This is a genomic window from Chitinophaga niabensis, assembly GCF_039545795.1.
GTDB lineage: Bacteria > Bacteroidota > Bacteroidia > Chitinophagales > Chitinophagaceae > Chitinophaga > Chitinophaga niabensis_B.
This window is the reverse complement of record NZ_CP154260.1, coordinates 238,575-263,072: the sequence shown is the minus strand read 5'-3', so window position 1 is coordinate 263,072 and position 24,498 is coordinate 238,575. Positions and strand designations below refer to the sequence as shown.

26 protein-coding genes are annotated in these 24,498 nt (G+C 46.1%); 11 read left to right on the top strand and 15 right to left on the bottom strand.

Annotated elements, in window-relative coordinates:
• Positions 1 to 46: 46 nt before the first annotated feature.
• Positions 47 to 505, top strand: coding sequence for a MarR family winged helix-turn-helix transcriptional regulator (locus AAHN97_RS01055; protein ID WP_343305732.1), 459 nt, complete (start codon positions 47 to 49; stop codon positions 503 to 505).
• Positions 506 to 584: 79 nt separating this feature from the next.
• On the opposite strand, the gene AAHN97_RS01050 is transcribed toward AAHN97_RS01055, so the two are convergent.
• The 4 genes from AAHN97_RS01050 to AAHN97_RS01035 form a co-directional block, all read right to left on the bottom strand.
• Positions 585 to 1,196 carry a fumarylacetoacetate hydrolase family protein gene (locus AAHN97_RS01050; RefSeq protein WP_074240178.1) on the bottom strand — a complete coding sequence of 204 codons (612 nt, stop codon included), beginning with the start codon at positions 1,194 to 1,196 and terminating at the stop codon, positions 585 to 587.
• Positions 1,197 to 1,389: 193 nt separating this feature from the next.
• Complete coding sequence (gene pth, locus AAHN97_RS01045; protein ID WP_074240179.1) at positions 1,390 to 1,965, bottom strand: aminoacyl-tRNA hydrolase; 576 nt, start codon at positions 1,963 to 1,965, stop codon at positions 1,390 to 1,392.
• A gap of 108 nt (positions 1,966 to 2,073) precedes the next feature.
• A complete protein-coding gene (locus AAHN97_RS01040; protein ID WP_343305731.1) occupies positions 2,074 to 2,664 on the bottom strand; it encodes a 50S ribosomal protein L25 in 591 nt (196 codons plus the stop codon).
• A gap of 37 nt (positions 2,665 to 2,701) precedes the next feature.
• Positions 2,702 to 3,655 carry a ribose-phosphate pyrophosphokinase gene (locus tag AAHN97_RS01035; RefSeq protein WP_343305730.1) on the bottom strand — a complete coding sequence of 318 codons (954 nt, stop codon included), beginning with the start codon at positions 3,653 to 3,655 and terminating at the stop codon, positions 2,702 to 2,704.
• Between the two features lie 152 nt (positions 3,656 to 3,807).
• On the opposite strand from AAHN97_RS01035, the gene radC reads away from it, so the two are divergent.
• Entirely contained in the window at positions 3,808 to 4,548 is a 741-nt protein-coding gene (gene radC / locus AAHN97_RS01030) for a RadC family protein (protein WP_343305729.1), read from the top strand.
• Here the strand turns inward: radC and AAHN97_RS01025 are convergent, their stop codons facing one another.
• Positions 4,549 to 6,525 (bottom strand): gliding motility-associated C-terminal domain-containing protein, encoded by a 1,977-nt coding sequence (locus AAHN97_RS01025; RefSeq protein ID WP_343305728.1) that lies wholly within the window; start codon positions 6,523 to 6,525, stop codon positions 4,549 to 4,551. It lies immediately after the preceding gene.
• A 134-nt stretch (positions 6,526 to 6,659) separates the two neighbouring features.
• On the opposite strand from AAHN97_RS01025, the gene AAHN97_RS01020 reads away from it, so the two are divergent.
• The gene (locus AAHN97_RS01020; RefSeq protein WP_343305727.1) at positions 6,660 to 7,634 is read left to right on the top strand and encodes a Gfo/Idh/MocA family protein; all 975 of its coding nucleotides are present in this window, start codon (positions 6,660 to 6,662) and stop codon (positions 7,632 to 7,634) included.
• A 54-nt stretch (positions 7,635 to 7,688) separates the two neighbouring features.
• A complete protein-coding gene (locus tag AAHN97_RS01015; protein ID WP_343305726.1) occupies positions 7,689 to 8,042 on the top strand; it encodes a hypothetical protein in 354 nt (117 codons plus the stop codon).
• On the opposite strand, the gene AAHN97_RS01010 is transcribed toward AAHN97_RS01015, so the two are convergent.
• From AAHN97_RS01010 to AAHN97_RS00995, 4 genes are all read right to left on the bottom strand, one after another.
• Positions 8,030 to 8,710, bottom strand: coding sequence for a 2-C-methyl-D-erythritol 4-phosphate cytidylyltransferase (locus AAHN97_RS01010; protein ID WP_343305725.1), 681 nt, complete (start codon positions 8,708 to 8,710; stop codon positions 8,030 to 8,032). The genes AAHN97_RS01015 and AAHN97_RS01010 overlap by 13 nt on opposite strands.
• Before the next feature lie 77 nt (positions 8,711 to 8,787).
• Positions 8,788 to 9,837: a tRNA preQ1(34) S-adenosylmethionine ribosyltransferase-isomerase QueA gene (queA, locus tag AAHN97_RS01005; RefSeq protein ID WP_074240187.1), complete on the bottom strand. Its 1,050-nt coding sequence runs from the start codon at positions 9,835 to 9,837 to the stop codon at positions 8,788 to 8,790.
• A 68-nt stretch (positions 9,838 to 9,905) separates the two neighbouring features.
• Entirely contained in the window at positions 9,906 to 11,636 is a 1,731-nt protein-coding gene (locus AAHN97_RS01000) for an ABC transporter ATP-binding protein (RefSeq protein WP_343305724.1), read from the bottom strand.
• Positions 11,633 to 12,403, bottom strand: coding sequence for an AMP nucleosidase (locus AAHN97_RS00995; protein WP_343305723.1), 771 nt, complete (start codon positions 12,401 to 12,403; stop codon positions 11,633 to 11,635). The genes AAHN97_RS01000 and AAHN97_RS00995 overlap by 4 nt, the downstream gene beginning before the upstream one ends.
• 66 nt (positions 12,404 to 12,469) lie before the next feature.
• Between AAHN97_RS00995 and AAHN97_RS00990 the strand changes: the two genes are divergently transcribed.
• Complete coding sequence (locus AAHN97_RS00990; protein WP_343305722.1) at positions 12,470 to 12,934, top strand: type I restriction enzyme HsdR N-terminal domain-containing protein; 465 nt, start codon at positions 12,470 to 12,472, stop codon at positions 12,932 to 12,934.
• 53 nt (positions 12,935 to 12,987) lie between these two features.
• On the opposite strand, the gene AAHN97_RS00985 is transcribed toward AAHN97_RS00990, so the two are convergent.
• From AAHN97_RS00985 to AAHN97_RS00970, 4 genes are all read right to left on the bottom strand, one after another.
• Positions 12,988 to 14,424, bottom strand: coding sequence for a Glu/Leu/Phe/Val family dehydrogenase (locus tag AAHN97_RS00985; protein ID WP_343305721.1), 1,437 nt, complete (start codon positions 14,422 to 14,424; stop codon positions 12,988 to 12,990).
• A 68-nt stretch (positions 14,425 to 14,492) separates the two neighbouring features.
• Complete coding sequence (locus tag AAHN97_RS00980) at positions 14,493 to 14,720, bottom strand: CcmD family protein (protein ID WP_343305720.1); 228 nt, start codon at positions 14,718 to 14,720, stop codon at positions 14,493 to 14,495.
• Positions 14,713 to 15,345 (bottom strand): cytochrome c biogenesis protein CcsA, encoded by a 633-nt coding sequence (gene ccsA / locus AAHN97_RS00975; protein WP_343305719.1) that lies wholly within the window; start codon positions 15,343 to 15,345, stop codon positions 14,713 to 14,715. Before ccsA ends, AAHN97_RS00980 begins: the two co-directional genes overlap by 8 nt.
• Before the next feature lie 178 nt (positions 15,346 to 15,523).
• Positions 15,524 to 16,186, bottom strand: coding sequence for a heme exporter protein CcmB (locus AAHN97_RS00970; RefSeq protein ID WP_343305718.1), 663 nt, complete (start codon positions 16,184 to 16,186; stop codon positions 15,524 to 15,526).
• An 82-nt stretch (positions 16,187 to 16,268) separates the two neighbouring features.
• Between AAHN97_RS00970 and accC the strand changes: the two genes are divergently transcribed.
• Positions 16,269 to 17,759, top strand: a complete 1,491-nt coding sequence (accC, locus tag AAHN97_RS00965) for an acetyl-CoA carboxylase biotin carboxylase subunit (RefSeq protein ID WP_343305717.1) — start codon at positions 16,269 to 16,271, stop codon at positions 17,757 to 17,759.
• Between the two features lie 79 nt (positions 17,760 to 17,838).
• The gene (locus AAHN97_RS00960; RefSeq protein ID WP_343305716.1) at positions 17,839 to 18,318 is read left to right on the top strand and encodes a GtrA family protein; all 480 of its coding nucleotides are present in this window, start codon (positions 17,839 to 17,841) and stop codon (positions 18,316 to 18,318) included.
• 5 nt (positions 18,319 to 18,323) lie between these two features.
• Here the strand turns inward: AAHN97_RS00960 and AAHN97_RS00955 are convergent, their stop codons facing one another.
• Positions 18,324 to 18,890: a thymidine kinase gene (locus AAHN97_RS00955; RefSeq protein ID WP_343305715.1), complete on the bottom strand. Its 567-nt coding sequence runs from the start codon at positions 18,888 to 18,890 to the stop codon at positions 18,324 to 18,326.
• A 98-nt stretch (positions 18,891 to 18,988) separates the two neighbouring features.
• On the opposite strand from AAHN97_RS00955, the gene AAHN97_RS00950 reads away from it, so the two are divergent.
• On the top strand, positions 18,989 to 19,744 hold the full coding sequence (locus AAHN97_RS00950) for a hypothetical protein (protein ID WP_343305714.1): 756 nt from the start codon (positions 18,989 to 18,991) through the stop codon (positions 19,742 to 19,744).
• Here the strand turns inward: AAHN97_RS00950 and AAHN97_RS00945 are convergent.
• Positions 19,714 to 20,979, bottom strand: a complete 1,266-nt coding sequence (locus tag AAHN97_RS00945; RefSeq protein ID WP_343305713.1) for a 3-deoxy-D-manno-octulosonic acid transferase — start codon at positions 20,977 to 20,979, stop codon at positions 19,714 to 19,716. The two genes, AAHN97_RS00950 and AAHN97_RS00945, sit on opposite strands and share 31 nt — an antisense overlap.
• 101 nt (positions 20,980 to 21,080) lie before the next feature.
• Here AAHN97_RS00945 and AAHN97_RS00940 point away from each other — a divergent pair, with 101 nt between their 5' ends.
• Genes AAHN97_RS00940 through AAHN97_RS00930 form a run of 3 tightly spaced genes read left to right on the top strand, consistent with a single transcriptional unit; the run spans position 21,081 to position 24,488 of the window.
• Positions 21,081 to 22,208 carry a DegT/DnrJ/EryC1/StrS family aminotransferase gene (locus AAHN97_RS00940; RefSeq protein ID WP_343305712.1) on the top strand — a complete coding sequence of 376 codons (1,128 nt, stop codon included), beginning with the start codon at positions 21,081 to 21,083 and terminating at the stop codon, positions 22,206 to 22,208.
• Positions 22,209 to 22,215: 7 nt separating this feature from the next.
• Positions 22,216 to 23,529, top strand: a complete 1,314-nt coding sequence (locus AAHN97_RS00935; protein ID WP_343305711.1) for a UDP-glucose dehydrogenase family protein — start codon at positions 22,216 to 22,218, stop codon at positions 23,527 to 23,529.
• Between the two features lie 14 nt (positions 23,530 to 23,543).
• Entirely contained in the window at positions 23,544 to 24,488 is a 945-nt protein-coding gene (locus AAHN97_RS00930; protein WP_343305710.1) for a UDP-glucuronic acid decarboxylase family protein, read from the top strand.
• Positions 24,489 to 24,498 lie beyond the last annotated feature (10 nt).

Below are 24,498 nucleotides of genomic sequence, written 5' to 3'. Positions count from 1 at the left end.
CATTATTAGTTGCTACACCAACTATTGCTAATGCAAATTAAATAATATGCACGATACTTTTGTAAGTAATCCATCTTTTTTTAAGCTGGATGCAACCCTGAAAAAAATACGTAACTATTGGCAAAAGAGCTTTGATGCTTTGAATAAGGACATTACGGTAGACCAATGGCTGCTGGTTGAAAACCTCTATAAGCATAAACGCATCACACACAATGAGTTAGCCCGGTTAACCTCAAAGGACATTACTACGGTTTCCCGGATCATTGAATTATTGGTAAAAAAGGAGCTGGTGGAAAGGCAGGGGTCTACAGACGACCGCAGGAAGGTATTTGTTCAGCTTACGCCGGCTGGTGTGAATAAGTACAAAGATGTGAGGCCTTTGGTACTGGAAATGCGTAAAACGGGGTGGAAAAATCTAACGGAGGCAGATTATTCGGAGTTAACGAGGATCCTTGATGTGATCTACAGCAACATTCCGGAAGAAAGTAAAAAAGGAAAAAATTAATACGAAAAAGACTAAAAACGCTTAAGCTAAGCAGGCACGCATCCTTTTTACTTTATAATTTTTTCTTTTTACTCCTTACCTACTTCACCTGGAATTCCAGCAGGCTATCATCTTCAATGAAGGCTTCCAGGCCATCACCGATCTGAACAGGCCCAACGCCTTCAGGTGTTCCGGTAAACACAAGATCTCCGATATTCAGGGTAAAGAATCGTGAGATATACGCAATCAATTTGTCGAAAGAAAATAACAGGTCCTTCGTGTTGCCTTGCTGTACAATTTCCTTGTTCTTGTAAAGACAAAAATTGATGTCTTTCAGATCTGTGTCTTCTTTCAATGGAATAAACTTTCCCACCACAGCGGAATTATCGAACGACTTTGCAATTTCCCAGGGAAGGCCTTTGGCCTTTTGCTTCTCCTGCAAATCTCTCGCCGTGAAGTCGATGCCTACGGAAATACTATCATAGTATTTTGAGGCGAACCGCTCCTGAATGTGTTTCCCGTTCTTCGAAATCCGCAACACCAGTTCACATTCATAATGAAGGTTATCCGTAAATTCCGGATAATAGAAAGGATGGTTGTTTTGCAGCAGTGCATTCTTTGGTTTCATGAAAATCACGGGATCGGAGGGCACTTCGTTCTTCAATTCTTCTGCATGTTTGGCATAGTTTCTTCCAACGCAGATAATTTTCATAATGCGTGTATTTTGTAAGGTTAATAAAGCCTATGGTTTGACCCATAGTCCACAATACATTGCCCACTGTGCGCACTATAATTCTAATTAGCAGGTGCAATTCTGAATTATATAACGATCAGTGGTACACGGATCATGACCTATAGCGGTTAAGGTAGAGGTACCTTTCAGGCATGAAATATACAATTTACTTCTATAATGGAAAAGTAAGGTTGTTATAATTGTTCATACATCGTTGTAAACCAATGGTAGCAAAACTTTCAACAATTTCCACACACTTATCAATCTTCTGCAAAACCACAGGCTCTTCCTGGGCAGACCACCTTCCCAAAACGTAATCTACCTGCCTTCCTTTGGGGAAATTGTTTCCAATACCAAAGCGCAGCCGGGGATACTGATTGGTAGCAATGGATTCCTGAATACTTGTGAGGCCATTATGCCCGGCATCACTGCCGCCGGGGCGTAAACGGATAGATTCAAGTGGTAATGCCAGATCATCCAGGATCACCAGCATATTTTCTACGGGGATCTTTTCTTTGTCGAGCCAATACTTTACAGCTCTGCCACTCAGGTTCATATAGGTAGTTGGTTTTATAACTACTATTACCCTTCCTTTCCACTTCACTTCTGCCACATCCGCCAACCGGTCGCTTTTAAACACCACATTATGTTTTTGGGCAAGAGCATCCGCAACATCGAAGCCGATGTTGTGGCGGGTATGATGATAATCCGCTCCAATGTTTCCTAATCCAACAATGAGATATTTCATATACCAGGTAATTGATCCCTGTCAATAATAATGTATTGATCGGGATGCCAAAAATAAAAAGCCCGGCTGATATTACGCCGGGCTTTCTAATATAATTATTTTGCCAATTTATTTTTTCTTGGCATCCTTTGCTGCTTCAGCTTCTTCTTGTTTCAGCTGACGTGTCATTACCACGGATGCAACAGGGATACGGGGAGAGTTCATGATCTCGATCCCTTCTGCTTTTACATCCTGTACGCGGATGTTTGCATTCAGGTCCAGTTCAGTGATATCCACTTCCAGGTTTTCACGCAGGTGTTTAGGCAAAGCCTTCACCTTCAGTGATTTCATTTTCACTACCAGTTTACCACCGCTTTTTACACCGATGGAAGAACCTGTAAATTTCAATGGCATGGTTGCAACTACCTTCTTATCCTCTACCAGTTCCAGGAAGTCAACGTGAATCAACTCGTCTGTTACTGTATCAAATTGCAGGTCTTTCAAAATGCAACGATAAGATTTACCGCCTAATTTAACTTCAGCGATCTGGAAGTCAGGTGTATACACCAATGTTTTGAAAGCAGTGACAGGAGCTGAAAAGCTAACTGTATCTGCACCCCCGTAAATAACGCAAGGCACTTGTTGCTCAGAACGAAGTAAGCGGGTGGCTTGTTTGCCGAATTCGCTCCTGAGTTGTCCTTCGATGGTTATTGTTTTCATTGTTTAACTTTTATATAAATGATAAATAAACTTGTTGTTATTGCATCTTACGCTGGCTGTGCACAAATAAGCTTGTGATAGACTTATTCTCGTGCATATTCCTGATAGCTACTGCAAACAGATCGGCTACACTGATCACTTTCACTTTGCTGCTGTGTTGTTTTAACGGAATGGTATCACATACCACCAGTTCTTCCAGCACAGAGTTTTCAATGTTTTCGTAAGCCTTACCACTGAATACAGGGTGCGTACAAAATGCTCTTACGCTCCTTGCTCCTTTTTCCATCAGCAAAGCGGCTGATTTGGTGAGGGTGCCTGCTGTATCGCAGATATCATCTATCAACACAATATCCCTGTTAGTTACATCACCGATCACCACCATAGACGCAATTTCATTTGCCCGTTTACGATGCTTGTCGCAGATCACCATTTCAGCATTGAAATAGCTGGCCACTTCACGCACCCGGGTGGTAGAACCCACGTCAGGGGACGCAAAGGTAAGGTTTTCCAGCTTTAGATTCTCTATATAGGGAATAAAAATGGCTGAGCTATCCAGGTGATCCACGGGGATATCAAAGAAACCCTGGATCTGGGGAGCATGTAAGTCCATGGTTATCACCCTGTTAGCCCCCGCTGCGGTGAGCAGGTTGGCGATCAGTTTGGAACCTATGGCTACCCGGGGCTTGTCTTTCCTGTCCTGCCTGGCGAACCCAAAATAAGGGATTACAGCCGTAATGTGCCCTGCCGAAGCGCGTTTTGCAGCATCGATCATTAGCAGCAGTTCCATCAGGTTATCTGTTGGCGCACAGGTGCTTTGTACCAGGAAAACGTAGTGGCCACGAATGCTTTCAAGGAACACCGGCTGAAATTCGCCATCGCTGAACTTCTGGATGTTGACCTTTCCAATGCCACCGTTACCATACCTGGAGGCGATACGCTCTGCCAGAGCGGGATTACTATTTCCCGTAAAGATTTTTACAGATGAATTCATGGTTCAAGAAAAGAGGTGGCAAAACTATGACTTTATATGGGGATATGCAGAAAAAAAAATCAAACAGAATTAACATAGAGGAATACTAAAAAAATTAGTGAGGATTGTACTAAACCAATTAGTATTTTGTACATTTGGGAAAGTTGTTTTTTATGATAGTTAGCCCAACATTTCTGCCTGGTATCGGCAATTACCTTGAGCCTAAGCGTGTGTTACCTCCTATTCGCAAATGGTCTATCGATGACCGTCCCCGGGAAAAACTCGTTTCAAAAGGTGCCAGGTCTTTAAGTCACGCTGAATTACTGGCCATTCTTATCAATTGCGGCAATGCCAAACAATCTGCCATTGAGCTGGCCCAGGAAATTCTGCTTAGCTGCGAAAATGATCTTTCCGGCCTGGCCGCTATGGATGTGGAACAGTTAATGCAGTTCAAGGGTATAGGGTTTAAGAAAGCCGTTACTATCCTGGCCTCCCTGGAACTTTCCCGCCGTAAACAATCCCAGCTGCCTTGCAGCAAACCGGTGATCACCTGCGCAGATGACGTAGCCTCCTTATTAAGGCCTCTCCTCGAAGATCAATGTTATGAAACGTTTTACGTGCTCTATCTTAATCATGCCAACAAACTCCTTCATTACAGCTGTATCAGTTCAGGCGGCCTTACTTCCACTACCGTAGATCCCCGCATGATCTTCCTGGAAGCGTTGCGGCAGAAAGCCACCCGCATCATGTTATGCCACAACCATCCTTCCGGAAGCCTGCGGCCCAGTAATGCAGATGTCAATATCACGCATAAATTAAAAGCGGGAGGTAAGTTGCTGGATATCGAGGTTTTAGATCATGTGATCGTTTCTTCTGAAGGGCATTTCAGTTTTAAAGAAGATGGCATGCTCTGATCATCGCAGCAAAGTGGTCACTCCTTTCTGAAACACCCGGTTCCCTAATTCCGTATTGGTGTATTCAAGTACCCAGGCGTATGTTCCAATGCCGGCAGGAGATCCGTTGATCTTACCATCCCATTTATTCATCCAGTTGCGGGATTCAAATACCAGCTGCCCGTTCCGGCCAAATACACGGAACACGAGATCTGCAGTTTTGTATCCGTTCAGCGGATAGAGGAAATCGTTAATGCCATCATTGTTAGGCGAGAAAGCAGTGGGTACTGCTACCCTGCAACTGGCCACAGCCTTAACGGAATGAAAAACAGTATCGGCACATTGCAGATCATCTTCCACGATCAGCCTTACCTGGTAAACCTGATCCCGCCCTGATAGCGGATAACGGAAAGGTTGCGGGTCCACCATCCGGGAACCAGGCCCATAGTTGAAATCCCAGCGATGCGATATAATGTTGCCAATACTCTGGTTAGTGAAGGAAGCCATATCCAGGGGACATAAAACCGGCGTATTCACGAGGAATTCTGCTTTCAGGGTATTATTCAGCAACATCGTTTCTGTATGATCATCTGTACAAACACCATTGGAGACTTCCAGCTTTACCGTTTTCTGTCCAAATACAGTATACACTTTCTCTGGTGTACGTGTAGTCATCACAGAGCCATCCTCGAAAGTCCACTTCCAGTCATTGGCACCATGTGCGCCATTGTGTTGCAGGAAGATGGTGTCATACACACAATCCAGGCTTATCCTGTAACTGAACAATGCATTTACGGTATCCTTTGTAATGAACGGCACTACATATCCCAGCGGCGTTTGTACACCACATTCACTGATCATGGTGTTGCCATCACTCCCCCTGACCAGTTCGATCCGGTAATTACCATCGAGATAAACAGGTGCGCTGAGTGACAGTTCTATACTATCTGTCAACTGACCGGCACAAAAAGTATTGGCTTGCACAATTGTAACGGCAGGCCCTGTTCCGCTTAGCTGAAAATCACTGCCATTCGGCGCAATGGAGCTGCAAAGTACGGGATCAGGCAAACGGACTTTAATTTTTGTGGGCACACAGCCTACGGGATCAATTTTATCAAAAGGTACGGCCTGCGGAATGCTTATCACAAATGGTACATCCCTGCCAGCCTGTATGGGATTATCACAGGCATCCAGTAATGTATTGCCATCTGAGCCGTTGCGGATCCTTACGGTGTAATTTCCCCCGGGCAAAGGTCTGTCCAGCGTAAGTACAACAGAATCCATATCAAAACTTCCCGTACAATTCACTCCCACTGCGCTAATCACATTTGCTGTGCCAGCACCTGTGATCTCAAATTCACTGCCGCTTGCGGTAAGTGTGGCACATTGAAAACGTTTGTTCAATTTGATAGCTACTCGGTTATTGAGGCAATGATATCTGGCAGTGAGGAATGCACCCGGCAAAGGGTCTGTAATATTAGCTGTTCCACCCCCAAAAGCTAATTCGTACCCACTTTGTGATGTTGATGTAAAGTGGCTGACCATCAATAAATACTGATGCCCTGCCACCAATGTAGGCATGCTGCTCCATTTAGGCTCACTCAAACCTTCACAGGCCATTGGCTTTGTACCTGCTGCAGAGGCTCCTGTTGCTCCGGGAATGGCACTCCAGTTACCACCTACCTGCAGATTTGTGTTGGAATATACATCATCCACATTCCGGCCGGTAACATCAAAAAGCTGCCAGTCGTAATCATCACCGGCATCGTTAGGCGTGATCGTAAAACCAAGAGTACCTGCATCATAGCAGGTAAATTTATACCAGAAGGGGTTCAGGTCCCTGTATTCTACGTTTGGAGGACAAGTAGGGAGGCGGATCACTCTTCCTGCACATGCGGGCACAGAAGTTTGTTTCAGCGCTTTAGTTCCGCAGATGGGAAAAGCGCTGCGCGGCGTTTGTCCCAATGGCGTACAGCCCTGACCCAAAGTCTGGTTCACCGCAAATAAAAGGGGTATTATGCATATGATTAGAAAACGCATGTAATTACAGCTAGCAATATATAGATAATATATAAAGCAATAACGGCCTCTTTTGTTACATTTGCTGGAATTTTCTCTAAAAAAAATAACTCATGCTCAAAATAGGCTTGTTCGGTGTAGGGCATTTAGGCAAGATCCATTTATCTCAGCTGTCCACTATGAAGGATGTGGAAGTAACCGGTTACTTTGATCCCAGTGATGCCAATGCCGAAGGTGTACAAGCACTCTATAATAATCTCAAACGGTACACTTCAGCAGAAGAATTGATCCTTGCTTCCGATGCGATTGATATTGTGGCGCCTACCACACAGCACTTTAAATTGTGCGAAATGGCTATCCGTAACGGAAAGCATGTTTTTGTGGAGAAGCCTATGACCAATACCATGGAAGAAGCCAAACTGCTGGTGAAACTGGTGGAAGAAGCCAATATAAAATTCCAGGTAGGGCACGTAGAAAGATTTAACCCTGCTTTCCTGGCGTTGAAAGGGCATGATCTGAAACCGATGTTCATTGAGGTGCACCGCCTCGCAGAATTCAATCCACGCGGAACAGATGTGAGTGTGATCCTGGACCTGATGATCCATGATATTGATATTGTACTGAGCATTGTGAAGTCCAGCATCAGCCGTATTTCAGCGAGTGGCGTAGCCGTGATGAGCGATACCCCTGATATTGCCAACGTGCGTATAGAATTCCATAATGGCTGTGTGGCCAACCTCACTTCCAGCCGTATCTCCCTCAAAAAGATGCGCAAAATGCGCCTCTTCCAGAAGGATGCTTACATCGGTATTGATTTCCTTGATAAGAAAACAGAGATCATCAAACTGAAAACACCGGCAGATGAAGGTTTGTTCACGCTTGATATTGAAACCAATGCCGGCAAGAAAACCATTGCCATTGCTAATCCGGAGATCAAACAATCCAATGCCATCCGTATGGAACTGGAATTCTTCAGGGACAGCATCCTGGAAAACAAACCGGTGGAAGTGAATGTGATAGATGGTTTCCAGGCACTGGAAGTAGCTCACCAGATCTTGCAGAAGATTGGGAAAGGACAATCAGAGTAAAAATAAATGTAACCTTTTGAAGACGGCCCCCGTTTCATATTAAACACCCCCAACATGAAACATGCGCTAACTATTGCTATTTGCCTGCTCATGCTGGCAGGCGTTGCCTGCAAGAAACGCAGATCGGAACCAGCTCCTCCTCCGGCCAATGAACTGCATTATAAAGAAACACACTGTGCCAATCCATGGACAAGCATAGGCAATCACCTGGTTCCCAGATCAGATACGCAGGCAATAAAGACCTGGTTATTGGAAAAAGACATTACAACATTGAAAGTAACGATCACACCCTATACTGGTGGAGTAACCTGCGAAGCCTGCCATTGCCTTTCCACCAGGATAGTAAAAGTATTATTCAATCCGGCAGATATTGAAAAAGCAAAAGCACTGGGATTTTATAAGCCCTGATGCAAAAAAGCCGCTGCTATCACAAGATCCTGTGGCTTTGTGATCTTGATGTTCTGTTCCTCTCCTTCTACCAGGTTCACTTCTTCTCCAAATCGTTCCACAACTGTGGCTTCGTCTGTAAACAACGGATCGTAGGGTTGATCGAATGCGGGTAATAATATTTCTGATAAAAAGGTCTGTGGTGTTTGAATGATCCTGAAACGGGTCCTGTCTGCCGCCATATTGCCTTCATCATCTACTTCGCGGATACTATCTTTCAGTGCAATGGCCGGAATAGCGCTGCCTTTAGCTAAGGCCTGTTCATAACAGGTACGGATCAACGCAGGGCTTACCAATGGTCTCACTCCATCATGCACAAAGATCACAGCATCCTGTTTTATCAGCTTCAGGCCATTCAGTACAGAGTGGAAGCGGGTTTCTCCTCCATCCACCAAAGTAACGGAAGGCGGCTTGTCAAATGCAGTGAGCACTGCTGCTACACTGGCTTTATGGGCTTCCGGTAAAACGAGGATGATATGCATATCCTCATAGGCTGCCAGAAATGCGGCGATGGTATGATACAATACGGGTTTACCGGCCAATTCCAGGAATTGTTTGGGCACAGTGCTGCCCATCCGTTGACCGGAACCTCCGGCCACTATTATGGCAATTTTGCTACGAGACGACATTACAGAATGGAATTTAAAAAAGAAAAGGCAAACAGCAGCGAGCTATTTGCCTTTTCAAATATCCTTGGCGATGCAGATCAGATGATCAGCATAGCATCACCATAGCTGAAAAAGCGGTACTTCTCTTTAATAGCCTGTTGATAAGCTTCCATTACCAGGTCATAACCGGCAAAGGCGCAAACCATGATCAGGAGACTTGTTTTTGGCAGGTGGAAGTTGGTTACCAGTGCATTGGGAATAGAAAAATCGTAAGGAGGATGGATGAAGGTATTCGTCCAGCCTTCTGCAGCTTTCAGATGATTCTGTGCTGTTACGGAAGATTCTACTGCTCTAACGGTAGTGGTACCAATGGCGCAGATCTTGCGGTTCTCTTCTTTTGCTTTGTTCACGATCTTCACGGCATATTCATCTATGTGGAAATATTCCGCATCCATTTTATGCTTGCTCAGGTCCTCTACCTCAATGGGGCGGAATGTACCCAAACCGGTGTGCAGGGTTACTTCTGCAAATTTAACACCTTTGATCTCCAGGCGTTTGATCAGCTCACGGCTGAAGTGCAAACCAGCAGTTGGTGCAGCAACAGCTCCTTCATACTTAGCGTAAACAGTCTGATAACGCTCTTTATCGTCATCTTCGGGTTTGCGTTTGATGTACTTTGGCAATGGTGTTTCACCCAAGCTGTCCAGAACGGCTTTGAACTCTTCATCGTTTCCTTCAAAGAGGAAGCGGATGGTACGGCCACGGGAAGTAGTGTTGTCGATCACTTCTGCAACCAGGCTCTCATCATCTCCAAAATAGAGTTTGTTACCTACCCTGATCTTACGGGCGGGATCCACGATCACATCCCACAAACGGTTCAGTTTGTTCAGTTCACGGAGCAGGAACACTTCAATTTTAGCACCGGTCTTTTCTTTACGGCCATAGAGCCTGGCAGGGAATACTTTCGTATTGTTCACTACCATTACATCTTTGTCGTTGAAATACCCGAGTACGTCCTTGAAAACTTTGTGCTCAATTTTGCCGGTTGCACGGTTAACAACCATCAGGCGGCTCTCGTCTCTTGTCTTGGTGGGATGCTGTGCGATCAGGTTTAAAGGAAGATCGAACTTGAATTGTGATAATTTCATATTACGGTATGAATGAATTTTAAAGTGTGCAAAGGTACTGAATATAACGCATTGTTTCAAATATATTGCTATTTGCCGGGAATAGCCGCTATTAAATGGCGGGTATATTCCGAGGCCGGATGATGATATACCTGCCTTGCTTGCCCCATTTCCTCAATTTTCCCCTTATTCATCACCATCATCCTGTCACTCATAAAGTGTACCACAGAAAGGTTATGGGAGATAAATATATAGGTGAAATTGAATTCCTGCTGTAATTGCATCAGCAGATTGAGCACCTGGGCCTGAACACTCACGTCCAGTGCGGAAACGGATTCGTCACAGATAATAAATTCAGGATTAAGCGCTAATGCCCGGGCAATCACTATCCGCTGGCGTTGCCCTCCGGAAAACTCATGTGGGTAACGGTCGTAATGCTCCGGCAGCAGGTTCACCTTTTCCAGTAGTTCCAGTACTTTTTCCTTCCGGGCGGCATCATTCCCATACAAACCATGCACTTTCATGGGTTCCTGGATGGCCCGGCCTACCGTGATCCGCGGATTTAAGGAGGAATAGGGATCCTGGAAGATCAGCTGGATGTGCTTCCGCATATCGCACATTTCCCGGGGAGACAAACTCCTCAGGTCCCTGCCTTTATAATAAATGCTTCCGCCGGTTGGTTCTATCAGCCGGAGAAGCGTTCTGCTCAATGTTGTTTTCCCGCAACCGGATTCTCCTACCAGTCCGAGTGTTTCTCCTTCCCGCACTTCAAAGCTTACATTATCCACAGCTTTTGTCCACCCGCCCACTTTTCCCAGGAAGCTCCGCTTTTTGGGGAACCAGGTGCTCAGGCCTTCCACTTTCAATAAGGGTGGCCTTGTTGCCAGCATTTGTTCCCTGGCCAGCATTTCTGTTTCCGGAAGTTCCAGGGCCTGCACAAAAGCACTAACGTCCGCAGCTTTTTCCTTAAGGCCGCCATCTGCATCTATTTCCATAAAGTCCCGCACTACGGGCAAACGGCGGAGCCGTTTTTCCAATGGCGGACGGCAGGCCAGTAAACCTTTGGTGTAGGGATGCTGAGGATGATGGAAGATCTCAGCCACAGGGCCTTCCTCTACGATCTTCCCTTTATACATTACAGCTACGCGGGAAGCGATCTCAGCGATCACTCCCAGATCATGTGTGATAAAAACTACGCTCATGCCCATTTCCTGCTGGAGTTCTTTCAGCAGGGCCAGGATGGTTTTCTGTACGGTTACGTCCAAAGCGGTGGTGGGTTCGTCTGCTATCAGCAAACGGGGGCCACAGCTGATGGCCATGGCTATCATCACTCTTTGTTTCTGGCCGCCGGACAATTCATGGGGATATTTATCAAAAGCCAGGTCCGGATCGGGGATCCGTACTTTTTCAAACAGGCTGAGCACCTGTTGGCGGGCTTGCTTTCCGGGTATTTTTTTGTGCAGGGAAATAGCTTCGGCTACCTGGTTTCCGCAGGTATGCAATGGGTTCAGGGAAGTCATGGGTTCCTGGAAGATCATGGCTATTTCGCTGCCCCTGAAACTACGCATCTGTGCAGGGCTCAGACTTAACAGGTCAACAGGAGCCTTTTCTGGCGCGGTGTAAATGATCTTTCCACTCAGGGAGGTTGCCTCAACCAATCTCATCAGGCTGAGCGCCGTAACAGATTTCCCGGAGCCGGACTCTCCAACGATCCCTACAATTTCTCCTGGCTGAATATCCAGGGAAATACCTTTAACAGCAGTAACGGTATTAAAGGTCACTGTAAGATCCTGGAGCGATACTAGCGGTGCTGCACTCAAAAGAGGAGGTGTTTAACGGTCTGGTGATTATTGATCAGGTTTTGCAGGGAATCAATTCCCACTCTTAAATGCCTTTCTACAAATTCGGAGGTCACTTTCTTATCGCTTTCCTCTGTTTTCACACCTTCAGGTACCATGGGTGAATCAGAAACGAGCAGTAATGCTCCGGTAGGGATCTTATTATAAAAACCTACTGAAAAGATGGTGGCGGTTTCCATGTCTATGGCCATAGCACGGATCTTTTCCAGGTATTTCTTGAATTCAGCATCATGTTCCCATACCCGGCGGTTGGTACTGTAACAGGTGCCTGTCCAGTAATCGCAACCCAGTTCCCTGATGGTGGTAGAGATGGCCTTCTGCAAAGCAAAGGCTGGCAAAGCAGGTACTTCCGGTGGAAAATAATCATTAGAGGTACCTTCTCCCCGGATGGCCGCAATAGGCAGGATCAGGTCGCCAATACTGTTCTTCTTTTTCAAGCCCCCGCATTTACCTAGGAACAATACGGCTTTGGGAGAGATAGCACTCAGCAGGTCCATCACAGTGGCTGCTCCCGGACTTCCCATTCCGAAATTTATAATAGAGATATCTCCCGCCGTACAACATTGCATGGGCCTGTCCACTCCAACAACCTTCGCGTTGTGCTCCTTGGCAAACATCGACACATAATTGGAAAAGTTAGTCAGGAGGATATGAGAGCCGAAGTTCTCCAGCTTCTCTCCTGTATAACGGGGAAGCCAATTAGCTACTATTTCTTCTTTCGTCTTCATAGCTTTTTTTGACAAATGAATGTAATGTTTTTTCCCGAAACAGCCACGATTCCCTAGTTTTACAACATGATCAACATCCAGTTCCCTCCCCCGGATTTTCGCATTCAGGCTACCAACGGGCAAGAAATGATCTTTGACCCTTTCCGAAAAAAATATGTGGTACTAACCCCTGAAGAATGGGTACGTCAGAATTTCCTGAACTACCTCGTGAAAAGCCTGGAGTATCCCGGCGCACTCATGAGCATAGAAAAGGAAATGCACCTGGGGGAATTGCGTAAACGCTGTGATATTGTTATTTACAGCCGGGAAGCTGTTCCCTGGATGATTGTGGAATGTAAGGAGATGGGTGTTCCATTGGGTATGCCTGTGCTGGAACAGATCGTAAGATACAATATGGCATTGCCTGTACCTTACCTGGTGATCACCAATGGCAGTAATACCTGGTGCTGCAGACTGAATGCAGAAGCTGGGAATTGGGTGTTCGAAAATGCGTTGCCGAAATATCCGGATGTGGCTACGCCTCCTGCATAAAAAAATGGGGCCGACCCAAAAGGCCGGCCCCACCGAAAATATCCTTATGATCCTTATGGGAAAATACCCAGCTGCTCATATGCTGCGCCTACTTTATCGATAGCACATACATAAGCTGCGGAACGCATGTCCCTGATCTTTTTATGTTCCATAAATTTCTCACGTACTTCATGCAAAGCAGTGTGCATGGTTTCTTCCAGGCCGGAATATACCAGGTCTACTTCATCTGCACCATGTGCAATGAATTTCCTTTCTTTTTCTGATACCTTTTTACCGGTCAGTTCTTCTATCTGCCCCAGGATGTGAATGTTCATGTTCTCATCGAAGCGCTTACCCAAACGGCCATAACGAACATGGCTCAGGTTTTTCAGCCACTCAAAGTAAGAAACGGTAACACCTCCTGCGTTGAGGAACATATCCGGTACAACGATCACCCCTTTTTTAGCGAGGATCTCATCTGCTTCAGGAGTGAGGGGGCCGTTAGCAGCTTCGCCGATGATCTTAGCTTTGATCTTTGGCGCATTGCCGGCGTGGATCACATTCTCCAGTGCTGCGGGAATGAGGATATCGCATTCCAGTTCTAATCCATCTGTGTTTTTCTTCAGGCTTTTAGCATCGGGGAAACCAACGATAGAACCTGTTTCTTTACGATGTTTCAATACTGCATCCGGGTTCAGTCCCTTAGGATTGAAGATGGCGCCATCCCATTCTATCAGGCAGATCACTTTGGCACCTGCTTCATGGAAATATTTGGCAGCGTGGTATCCCACATTACCCATCCCCTGCACTACAACTTTTTTACCTTCAATGCCGGGTTCCAGTCCAAGGCGTTTCATGTCCTCTTTTACATTACATAATTCACGAAGACCATAAAATACACCAAGGCCGGTAGCTTCCGTACGGCCGCGAACGCCACCCTGGGAAACAGGTTTACCGGTTACACAACCATAACCGTCAATCTCTCCGGGGCGAAGGCTCATGTATGTATCCAGGATCCAGCTCATTTCGCGTTCGCCTGTTCCGTAGTCAGGAGCAGGTACGTCAATGCCGGGGCCTATAAAGTTCTTTTTTACCAGTTCAGCAGTGTAACGGCGGGTAATGTTTTCCAGCTGAAAAGGGGTATAGTTGCGGGGATTGATCTTGATACCTCCTTTGGCACCGCCAAAAGGAACGTTCACGATAGCACATTTGTAGGTCATCAGGGCGGCGAGGGCCATTACTTCATCCTGGTTCACTTCATCACTGAAACGGATACCTCCTTTACAGGGCAGTTTGTGATGCGAGTGTTGTACCCTGTAAGCTTCAATTACGTCAATACTATTTCCCACTCTCACAGGGAATTTAATACGATACACAGCATTACAGGCTTTGATCTGCTCCAGTATCCCCTTTTCCCATTTGGTGAACTGCGCAGCCTTGTCGAAACTTTGTTCCACGCTGTGGAAAAAGTTATAATGCTGTTCTTGCGCCAGCGCTTTAGCTTTAGCCATAAAAAACGGTTTTATGTATATTGTTTTGGTGTTGTACGATGCAGGGTTCCTAACTGATAATTGATATGTTATTCTTTTTCCAGCTTGCCGATCCTACGGTCCAGCCTTACAAGGTATACGATGATACAGGTGAATATGATAACCAGGATGCCCACTGCCACGTAAATTTTGTTATCACTGCGGAAGAACTCATTTATGGGACCGGTTTCCGTGTCTTGTTGATCCACCGTTTGCGCAATGGCAGTGGTGAATGATAATATCATGCAAAGAAGCAGATAGCTAAGCTTTTTAGCCATGGAGAATATTTTTTAATACTAATCTTTTATAACGTGCCCGCAGGGTGTAGATCCAGATGCCCAGTAAGGTCCATCCGATGAATGCAGGCCAGAGTACCATTTTGATGGTGCCGGCAGTATCCTGGGAACTGAAGCCCGGGCTGCTGGCGCTACCTGGATGGAGGGATTCCACCATCCGGGGAATAATATAAGTGAGCGGAATCAGTAAAGCGAATGCAAATACGTTGAAGATAGCGGAAACGCGTGCTCTTTTATCCAGATCTGTAAAAGACAGCCGCAATACGAGGTAAGCCATGTAGATGGTCAGCGCGATGGCAGTGGTCATTTGTTTGGGATCATTCACGAGCGTGCCGCCCCAGGTATAAGTGGCCCACAGCATGCCGGTAAAAAAGCCCATCACGCCAAACAGTACCCCAACACTGCCGGCACTGGAAGCACGGACATCCCGGCGAAGATCATTTGTAGCGAGGTACCAGACGGAATTCACCACAGAAATGGTGAAGAGAGTATACATGCTCATCCACATAGGTAAGTGAAAGAAGATGCTCCGGGCAGCCTGCTGATTATTACCGATCACCGGTACTTTTACCATAAAACCACCTATGATTACGTATAGTAGGATCACTACACTCAAGATTTTCCACCAATGCTTTGCCATTGTTCTAATACAATATGTGGGGGCAAACCTACACGTTTTAAAGGTAACGGCAAAGCTATTTACGTATTTTAATGAACCTGCAAAAGCCCTGCAAATCCTTAAAAAACCTTTACCATAGGGAGGTTTTTGTTAAAAAACGTATGGATTATTCCTTCCAGAGATAAGGAAATAAGATCAGTGCCAGGGCAATGACCAGTACATCCATTCCTGCCAGTAAAGCAAACATGCCCGGCAGGCCGGGTTGTACTACAGGAGCAAAAGCACTCTGCGAAATACCGGTTAACAGCATCAGGATGGGCATTACCAGGGGAAAACCCATGATGGCCATGAGCGCTGCATTCTGGCTGGCCTGTGCGGCAATGGCTGCCAGCATGGTAAAAAGAAGGGACAAACTGATCCCGCCCAGCAATACCACCCCCAGGAAATACAATGGGTGAATGAGCGGGTTACCGAGGAAGAGGATGCAGCAGAGCAGGGAAACCCCGCTGAACAAGATCATCAGCAGAACGTTATAGATCAGTTTTGCAGCAATAAAGTAACGGGGATGAACCAACGAATAGAAATACAATAAACGGCCTTTGTTCTCCTGGAGAAAGCTTTTAGCCACCGCATTCACACAAACAAAAAGCTGCACCACCCAGAACATGGCATTCCAGATGGTATCTTCCGGTTCCTTCACCATGAGGTTGATCACAAAAACGGTGGAGAACACATAGAGCAGGATGCCAAACAGCGCATGCCGCTGACGCCATTCCAGCAGCAGGTCTTTTTTTACGAGGGCGATGATCTGGGAAAGAGGACTTTTCACGGGGGCAAAGATAATAAAACCGGCTGCCCCGCATCACAATTCTAAATCCATTAACTTTAGCCCCTTATTCAAAAACAACCGGATGAAAAAGATTGTAGTAGCCAACCGTGGGGAAATAGCCCTGCGGGTAATGCGTTCAGCCAGGGAAATGGGTATAGCCACGGTAGCTGTTTTTTCGGAAGCAGACCGTACCATGCCTTTTGTGCAATATGCGGACGAAGCTGTTTGTATAGGGCCGGCCCCTTCCAGCCAAAGCTATTTACTGGGCGACAAGATCATTGCAGTTGCGCAGCAAACAGGTGCGGACGCTATTCATCCGGGATATGGCTTCCTGAGTGAGAACGCGAAGTTTGCGCAGAAAGTAACTGAGGCGGGCCTCATCTTCATAGGTCCTTCTGCTGCTTCCATTGAAGTGATGGGTAGTAAACTGGCCGCTAAACAAGCCGCGCAAAGTTTTGGGGTACCCATGGTACCAGGCACGGAAACACCTCTCCGGAGTGTGGAAGAAGCAAAAGAAGTAGTGAAGAAAACCGGGTTCCCCATTCTCATTAAAGCTTCTGCCGGCGGCGGAGGAAAGGGTATGCGGGTTGTGCAGCAGGAAAGTGAGCTGGAAGAGCAGATCCGTCTTGCTAAAAGTGAAGCCCTGAATGCTTTTGGAGACGATGCGGTTTTTATAGAGAAATATGTAGGTGCACCACGTCATATAGAAATACAGGTGCTGGGAGATAAACATGGCAATTGTGTGTACCTCTTTGAAAGAGAATGTTCCATTCAGCGGCGCCATCAGAAACTGATTGAAGAAGCCCCATCTTCATGCCTGACCCCTGCTATCCGTTCTGCGATGGGCAAATGCGCAGTGGATGTTGCCCGCGCCTGTAATTATTATGGAGCAGGCACAGTGGAATTCCTGGTGGATGAGCAGTTGAACTTTTACTTCCTTGAAATGAATACCCGCCTGCAGGTAGAACATCCTGTAACAGAAATGATCACAGGGCTTGATCTTGTGAAAGAACAGATCAGGATCGCCGATGGAGGTAAACTCCCTTTTACACAGGAAGAATTACAGATCAACGGGCATGCTATTGAACTGCGCATCTGTGCAGAAGACCCTGCCAATAATTTCTTACCGGATACCGGCAAACTGGAAACCTATATCCGCCCGCAGGGATATGGTGTTAGAGTGGATGACGGGTATGAACAGGGCATGGATATTCCTATCTATTATGATCCCATGATCGCTAAACTGATTGCCTGGGGCGCAAACCGCGAAGAAGCAAGGGAACGTTTGCTGCGGGCAATAGACGAGTACCAGGTGACGGGAATTAAAACAACACTTCCTTTCGGCAAATGGGCATTACAGCAAGTTCCTTTTATTGCCGGTAATTTCGACACGAATTTCATTGGTAAATATTTCACAGCAGCAGCGCTGGAACAGCAAGATGATGATGCCGCCAAAGCCGCAGCCATCCTGGCTTCGCAATTGTGGATATCTACAGTAAAACCTTCACAGGCAGCGCCTGTTACAGCCAATGGAGAAACGTCTCAATGGAAACAGCGCAGGACTTTACGATAGCCGCATGCTATCAAATGAATGTTAAAATCCACCTGCATTATGCTTTATTAGCATTTGATTCGTAGTTTTGCGGCGTTTTATGAAGCAATTGATCCTGGATATTCTGGCATTTTTCTATCAACCTTTTGCAAAGGTGATGCCTTTTCAAACTTTCCGTTACATCGTTTGCGGGGGTGGAAATACGGCTATGGACATCCTGCTGTATTTCATCAGCTTCAACTTTATCCTGCACAAGGAAATGGTACATTTACCATTTTTCACCATCAGTGCGCATATTGCTGCCTTTCTCATGGCTTTTGTGATCACTTTCCCTACCGGCTTCCTGTTGAATAAATACATTGTATTCTCAGAATCCAATCTCAGAGGCAGGGTACAGCTGGTTCGTTACTTTTTGCTGGTAGCTATCTGCTTCCTGTTCAACCTGGTATTCATAAAATTCTTTGTGGAGGTATGCCACTTCTACCCTACCATTGCAAAGATCCTCACTACCATCCTGGTGGTTTGTTTCAGCTACTTCACACAAAAGAAGTTCACCTTTAAAGTGAAGGTGCAGGACTAATTAATCTATTTATTATAAAAACAATGCCGGCACCGGGGTTCGTATAAATCTTTCTCCCCCAGTAATATCGTATGTGTACTGGTGCTTTTCCGATAGGAGAAGGTAGCAATGTTGCCGCATACCACGCAGATGGCATGCAGCTTGGTGATATAATCCGCTTTGGCTAAAAGGTTGGGAATAGGGCCAAACGGCTCTCCCTGGAAGTTCATATCAAGGCCTGCAACGATCACACGGATACCGCTGAGGGCCAGCTGATCACATACGTTGGGCAGCTCTGCATCAAAGAACTGCGCTTCGTCAATCCCCACTACGTCCATCCCCTGCCCTAAAAGCAGGATCTGTTGGGAACTATCCACAGGCGTAGATAAGATCTTTGATTCATCATGGGAAACAATGTTCATTTCATCGTACCGGGTATCCATTGCCGGCTTGAAAATTTCCAGAGAGAGATTAGCGATCCGGGCACGTTTCATCCTGCGTATCAACTCTTCTGTTTTACCGGAAAACATTGATCCACATATCACTTCGATCCACCCTCTTCGGCCTCCCGTAAGAGAAGGTTCAATAAACATATTCTAGTATTTTGATTATTAGATTATTAGGTTGTCAAAAAAAGTTTAACTTAGTGCAATTATAATAATTTCTACCAGATGGCGTTAACAGTTAAGGCATGGAAAAGATAAGTGCATTAATTGACAAATTACAGGAATTGAAAAATTCCAATGCTGGTCTGCAAACCATATCCTACTACACTCAGTTGCTTCAGGCGGAGATATTACATCAACGCAATAAGCAAAAGCAACAGGAGTTAAAGGGGAATAATGGTCATGTAGCCGCATCTGTGCCTGTCCAGGCTCCGGCACCTGCTCCTGTAGCAGCCACCATAACACCTCCGCCGCCTGTACAAATTCCTCCTCCTCCAGCTGAAGTGGTATTGCAATCCAATGGTTATGCACCTGATCGTGTACCTGTAAAACGGCCGGAAGAGAGACCAGTAACAGCCACGCTGTTTGATCCGCCACCGCCGCCACAACAACCTCCTTCTCCTCCGCAGCGCCCTGCCAATACGGAAAACAATAATGGCATCCGCAAGGAGTTGAATGAGCTGATCGGCAAACACAGCACTTCCCTGAATGATTCACTGCGCTCCAGCCATACGGTGGAAGTGGGTGAAAAATTAAGTGGAATGGGTGTGAATGATCTTAAGAATGCTATCGGCATCAATGATAAATTCCAATTCATCCAGGAGCTCTTCCGGGGTGATAAAACCATGTATGAACGTTCCATTAAAACTATCAATGAAAGCACTTCCCTTCAGGAAGCTGAATATTGGATAGAAAGAGAACTGAAGATCAAACTGGGTTGGAATGAAACAGACGAACTGGTGAGCCAGTTCTACTCTCTTGTGAGGAAACGTTTTTCCTGAATAAAATGCATGATCTTATTGGTAGCCCCCTGATGCTCTTCCACGAAGCGGCTCGCTATTTCTGTGATCTGCTGATGGTAATAGGGATCATTCAAAGCTTCAATAGCCCTGTTCAGGTCGTTCAGGTTAGCCACTACAATAGCACCTCTCAATTGCACCAGCGAAACTGCTTCATCAAATTGCTGGTAAACAGGCCCGATGATCACAGGTTTGGCATAGGTAGCAGGCTCCAGGATATTATGAATACCTGCTTTCCCGAATCCTCCGCCTACATAAGACACGCGGCTGTAGCGGTATAAGGCAGACAACATGCCAACATTATCTATGATCAGCACTTTGCCTTTAGGCACTTCCCCATTCACAAAAGCAGAATAACGGATGGCATCCGGGAACAATTGTTCTATTCCTTTAAGGCGGGCCTCCGTGATCTCATGCGGTGCCAGGATCATCTGACGGATATCCTGTGCTCCTCCATACCACCATTCAGCCAGTAATTTTTCATCTTCCTCCCAGGTACTACCCGCCACCATTACCTTAGGCACATTGATAAAACGCTCTATTTCAGGAAGTACCACGGGATTCTCCCGCAAAGCCCATACCCTGTCGAACCGGGTATCTCCGGCCAGTATAACCTGCCGGATACCAATGTTATGCAAAAGGGTGAGGGATACTTCATTCTGCACAAAGAGCTGGTCCATTCCCTTCAAAAGCTTCCTGAACAAACCTCCATACCATTTAAAAAAGATCTGTTTTCTCCTGAAAATGCCGGAAATCAGCAAAACGGGCACATTCCTGGCTTTTAAACCAGATAAATAATGGTACCAGAACTCATATTTTATGAAGATAGCCAGCCTGGGTTGTACTGTGGAAAGGAAACGCCGGGCATTTTCCGGGGTATCTAACGGCAAATAACATACGTAATCGGCTCCTTTATAGGCTTTTCTTACCTCGTAACCAGAAGGGGAAAAAAAGCTGAGCAGGATGCGATGACCTGGGTACTGCTGGCGTAATTCCTCCAGTACGGGCCTTCCCTGTTCGAACTCTCCCAATGAGGCGGCATGTATCCAAACAACAGGTACATCCCCTTTCATGGCGGCTTCCAGCTCAGGCCACATACTTTCCCGCCCGGCTAACCATAGCTGTGCTTTCTTATTACCACCTAACTTTGCGGCCAGCCCGAGGGAAAACCTGTAAAGACGTATACCAGTATTGTAAAAGAGAATCGATAAACCCACAGAATTGATACTTAACTCAATAATTCGAATATCTCACAAAGATAGTCCTCCTGCCTATCCCAAAATTTGTAAATTTGCGGACTCAAAAAAAGATATCCTACATGGTTCCTATTCAGATGGTGGATCTCAAACGCCAGTATAGTAAGATTAAGCCGCAGGTTGACGCAGCCATTCAGGATGTGCTGGAAAGTGCTGCCTTTATAAATGGCGCGCCCGTACAACAGTTTTCCCAGGAACTGGGTCAATACCTGGGCAGCAAACATGTGATCCCCTGCGCCAATGGCACAGATGCACTTCAAATAGCCATGATGGCCCTTGGACTGGAACCAGGAGATGAAGTGATCACCCCTTCCTTTACTTTTATTGCCACCGCTGAAGTGATTGCCCTGTTACGCCTGAAGCCGGTTTTCGTAGATATTGATCCGCAGACCTATTGCATTGATCCTGCGGCAATTGAAAAGGCCATCACCCCTAAAACGAAAGCAATTGTACCGGTTCACCTGTATGGCCATAGCGCAGCAATTGAACCGATCATGGAAATTGCCCGCAGGCATAATCTTTATGTGATCGAAGATAATGCCCAGGCTATCGGCAGCCACTATACGATGAAAGATGGTACCACAAAGAAAGTGGGTACCTTTGGCCATATCGGCTGCACCTCCTTCTTCCCTTCCAAAAACCTGGGATGTTACGGAGATGGCGGCGCGCTCTTTACAGACGATGATGCACTGGCAGCAAAGATCAGGATGATTGCCAACCATGGCCAGTCTCAACGGTATTATCATGATGAAGTTGGCGTAAACAGCCGCCTGGATACAATTCAGGCAGTAGTACTCCGTATCAAACTACAGTTGCTGGACGAGTACATAGCTGCCCGCCGTGCAGTAGCAACTGCCTATGACACAGGCTTTGCCACTATACCGCAGATCGTAACGCCTTTCCAGGCCACCAATCAATTACATGTGTTCCATCAATATACTATGCAACTTAATGGGGCAGACCGGAATAAACTTCAGGCTTACCTGCAGGAAAAACAGGTGCCAGCCATGATCTACTATCCTGTACCGGCACACCGCCAGAAAATGTTCGAGAGTATGGTTGATCCTAAGCTGTCACTGCCTGTTACAGATAGTTTAACCGGAAAAGTAATATCCCTACCCATTCACACAGAGATGGACGAGGATCAATTAACGCACATCATAGATTCAGTTAAATCTTTTTTAAACTAAGCCCCACATGAAGATTACCGTTGTTGGGACCGGATACGTTGGACTCGTTACCGGTACCTGTTTTGCCGAAACTGGCAACCAAGTTACTTGTGTTGACATTGATGTTAATAAAGTAAACAAACTCTCCGCTGGCCAGATAACGATCTACGAGCCAGGTCTCGAAAAATTATTTGAAAGGAACCTCAAAGAAGGGCGCCTTAATTTTACAACTGATCTTGAAAAAGGGATCAGTGAAGCAAAAGTGATCTTCCTGGCCCTGCCAACTCCTCCGGGAGAAGATGGTTCAGCAGACCTTTCCTATATCCTTGGCGTTTCGGAGAAATTAGGCCCTATGCTGAAGGATTACAAAGTGATCGTAGACAAGAGTACAGTACCTGTAGGCACAGCGGATAAAGTACATGCCGCTATCGCCAAAAACGCAAAGGTGGAATTTGATGTGGTATCCAATCCAGAATTCCTCCGGGAAGGCGTGGCTGTGGAAGACTTCATGAAGCCCGACCGCGTGGTGATCGGAACACAATCAGAAAAAGCCCGTAAAGTAATGGGAGATCTCTATGCACCTTTTGTGCGTCAGGGTAACCCTATCATTTATATGGATGAGAAGTCTGCAGAGCTTACCAAATATGCAGCGAACTCTTTCCTGGCTACCAAAATATCTTTCATGAACGAGATCGCCATCCTTTGCGAAAAGCTGGGAGCGGACGTAGATATGGTACGCAGAGGTATTGGCAGTGACGACCGTATTGGTAAACGTTTCCTCTTCCCGGGTATCGGATATGGTGGCAGTTGCTTTCCAAAAGATGTACAGGCGCTGGTAAAATCTTCACAGGAAGTGAATTATTCCTTCCGGATACTGGATGCTGTAATGGATGTGAATGAGAAACAAAAATTATTCCTCCTGCCAAAGGTCACCGCGCACTTCAACAACAATCTCAAAGGTAAACACTTTGCACTCTGGGGCCTGGCCTTCAAACCCAATACGGATGATATACGTGAAGCTCCGGCTTTATATATCATCGATGCATTGGTGAATGCAGGTGCTACTATATCTGTATTTGACCCGGAAGCCATGCCTAACGTAAAAGGCGTGATCGGCGATAAGGTTGTATATGCGGAAAACCAGTACGCTACACTCGAAAATGCAGATGCACTGATCATTGCAACAGAATGGAGCGTGTTCCGCACGCCTGATTTTGACAAGATCGGCACTACCCTGAAACATAAAGTTATCTTTGATGGCCGGAACCTGTTTGATGTTGCGCACATGCAGGAGCTTGGTTTCCATTATGAAAGCGTAGGCCGTTTGCCTGCCAAATCTTAAATCCCTTGCTGAACATGACTACTAAAAGAGTATTGATCACCGGTGCTGCCGGATTCCTTGGTTCCCATCTCTGTGATCGTTTCATCAAAGAAGGGTATCACGTGATCGGCATGGATAACCTCCTCACCGGGAATATCAAAAATATTGAACATCTTTTTCCCCTGAAGAATTTCGAATACTATCATCATGATGTAACGAAGTTTGTGCATGTTGCCGGGGATCTGGATTATATCCTGCATTTTGCTTCTCCTGCCAGCCCGATAGATTACCTGAAAATGCCCATCCAGACGCTGAAAGTAAGCTCCCTGGGTACGCATAACCTGTTAGGCCTGGCCAAAGATAAGAAAGCACGCATCCTGGTAGCTTCCACCTCTGAGGTATATGGCGATCCTGCTGTACATCCACAACCGGAAGAATACTGGGGTAATGTGAATCCTATCGGACCTCGTGGTGTATACGATGAAGCCAAACGTTTTATGGAGTCCATGACAATGGCATACCATAATTTCCATGGTGTAGATACCCGTATCATCCGTATATTCAATACTTACGGCCCCCGTATGCGACTGGATGACGGACGTGCATTACCTGCTTTTATGAGCCAGGCACTTACCGGTCAGGACCTCACTTTGTTTGGCGATGGCTCTCAAACACGTTCTTTCTGTTATGTGGATGACCTCGTGGAAGGCATTTACCGCCTGCTGCTGAGTGACTATCACCTGCCGGTGAACATCGGTAATCCCGTAGAGATCACACTGCTGCAATTTGCACAGGAGATCGTAGAACTTACAGGCACTAATCAGAAGATCGTTTACCGTCCGTTACCAACAGATGATCCCAAACAACGGAAACCAGATATCACCAAGGCAAAAGCGATCCTTGGCTGGGAACCGAAAGTAGACAGGAAGGAAGGTTTGAAGATCACCTACGAATACTTTAAACAGGCTTTAGGTAAATAGAGTTTATAAT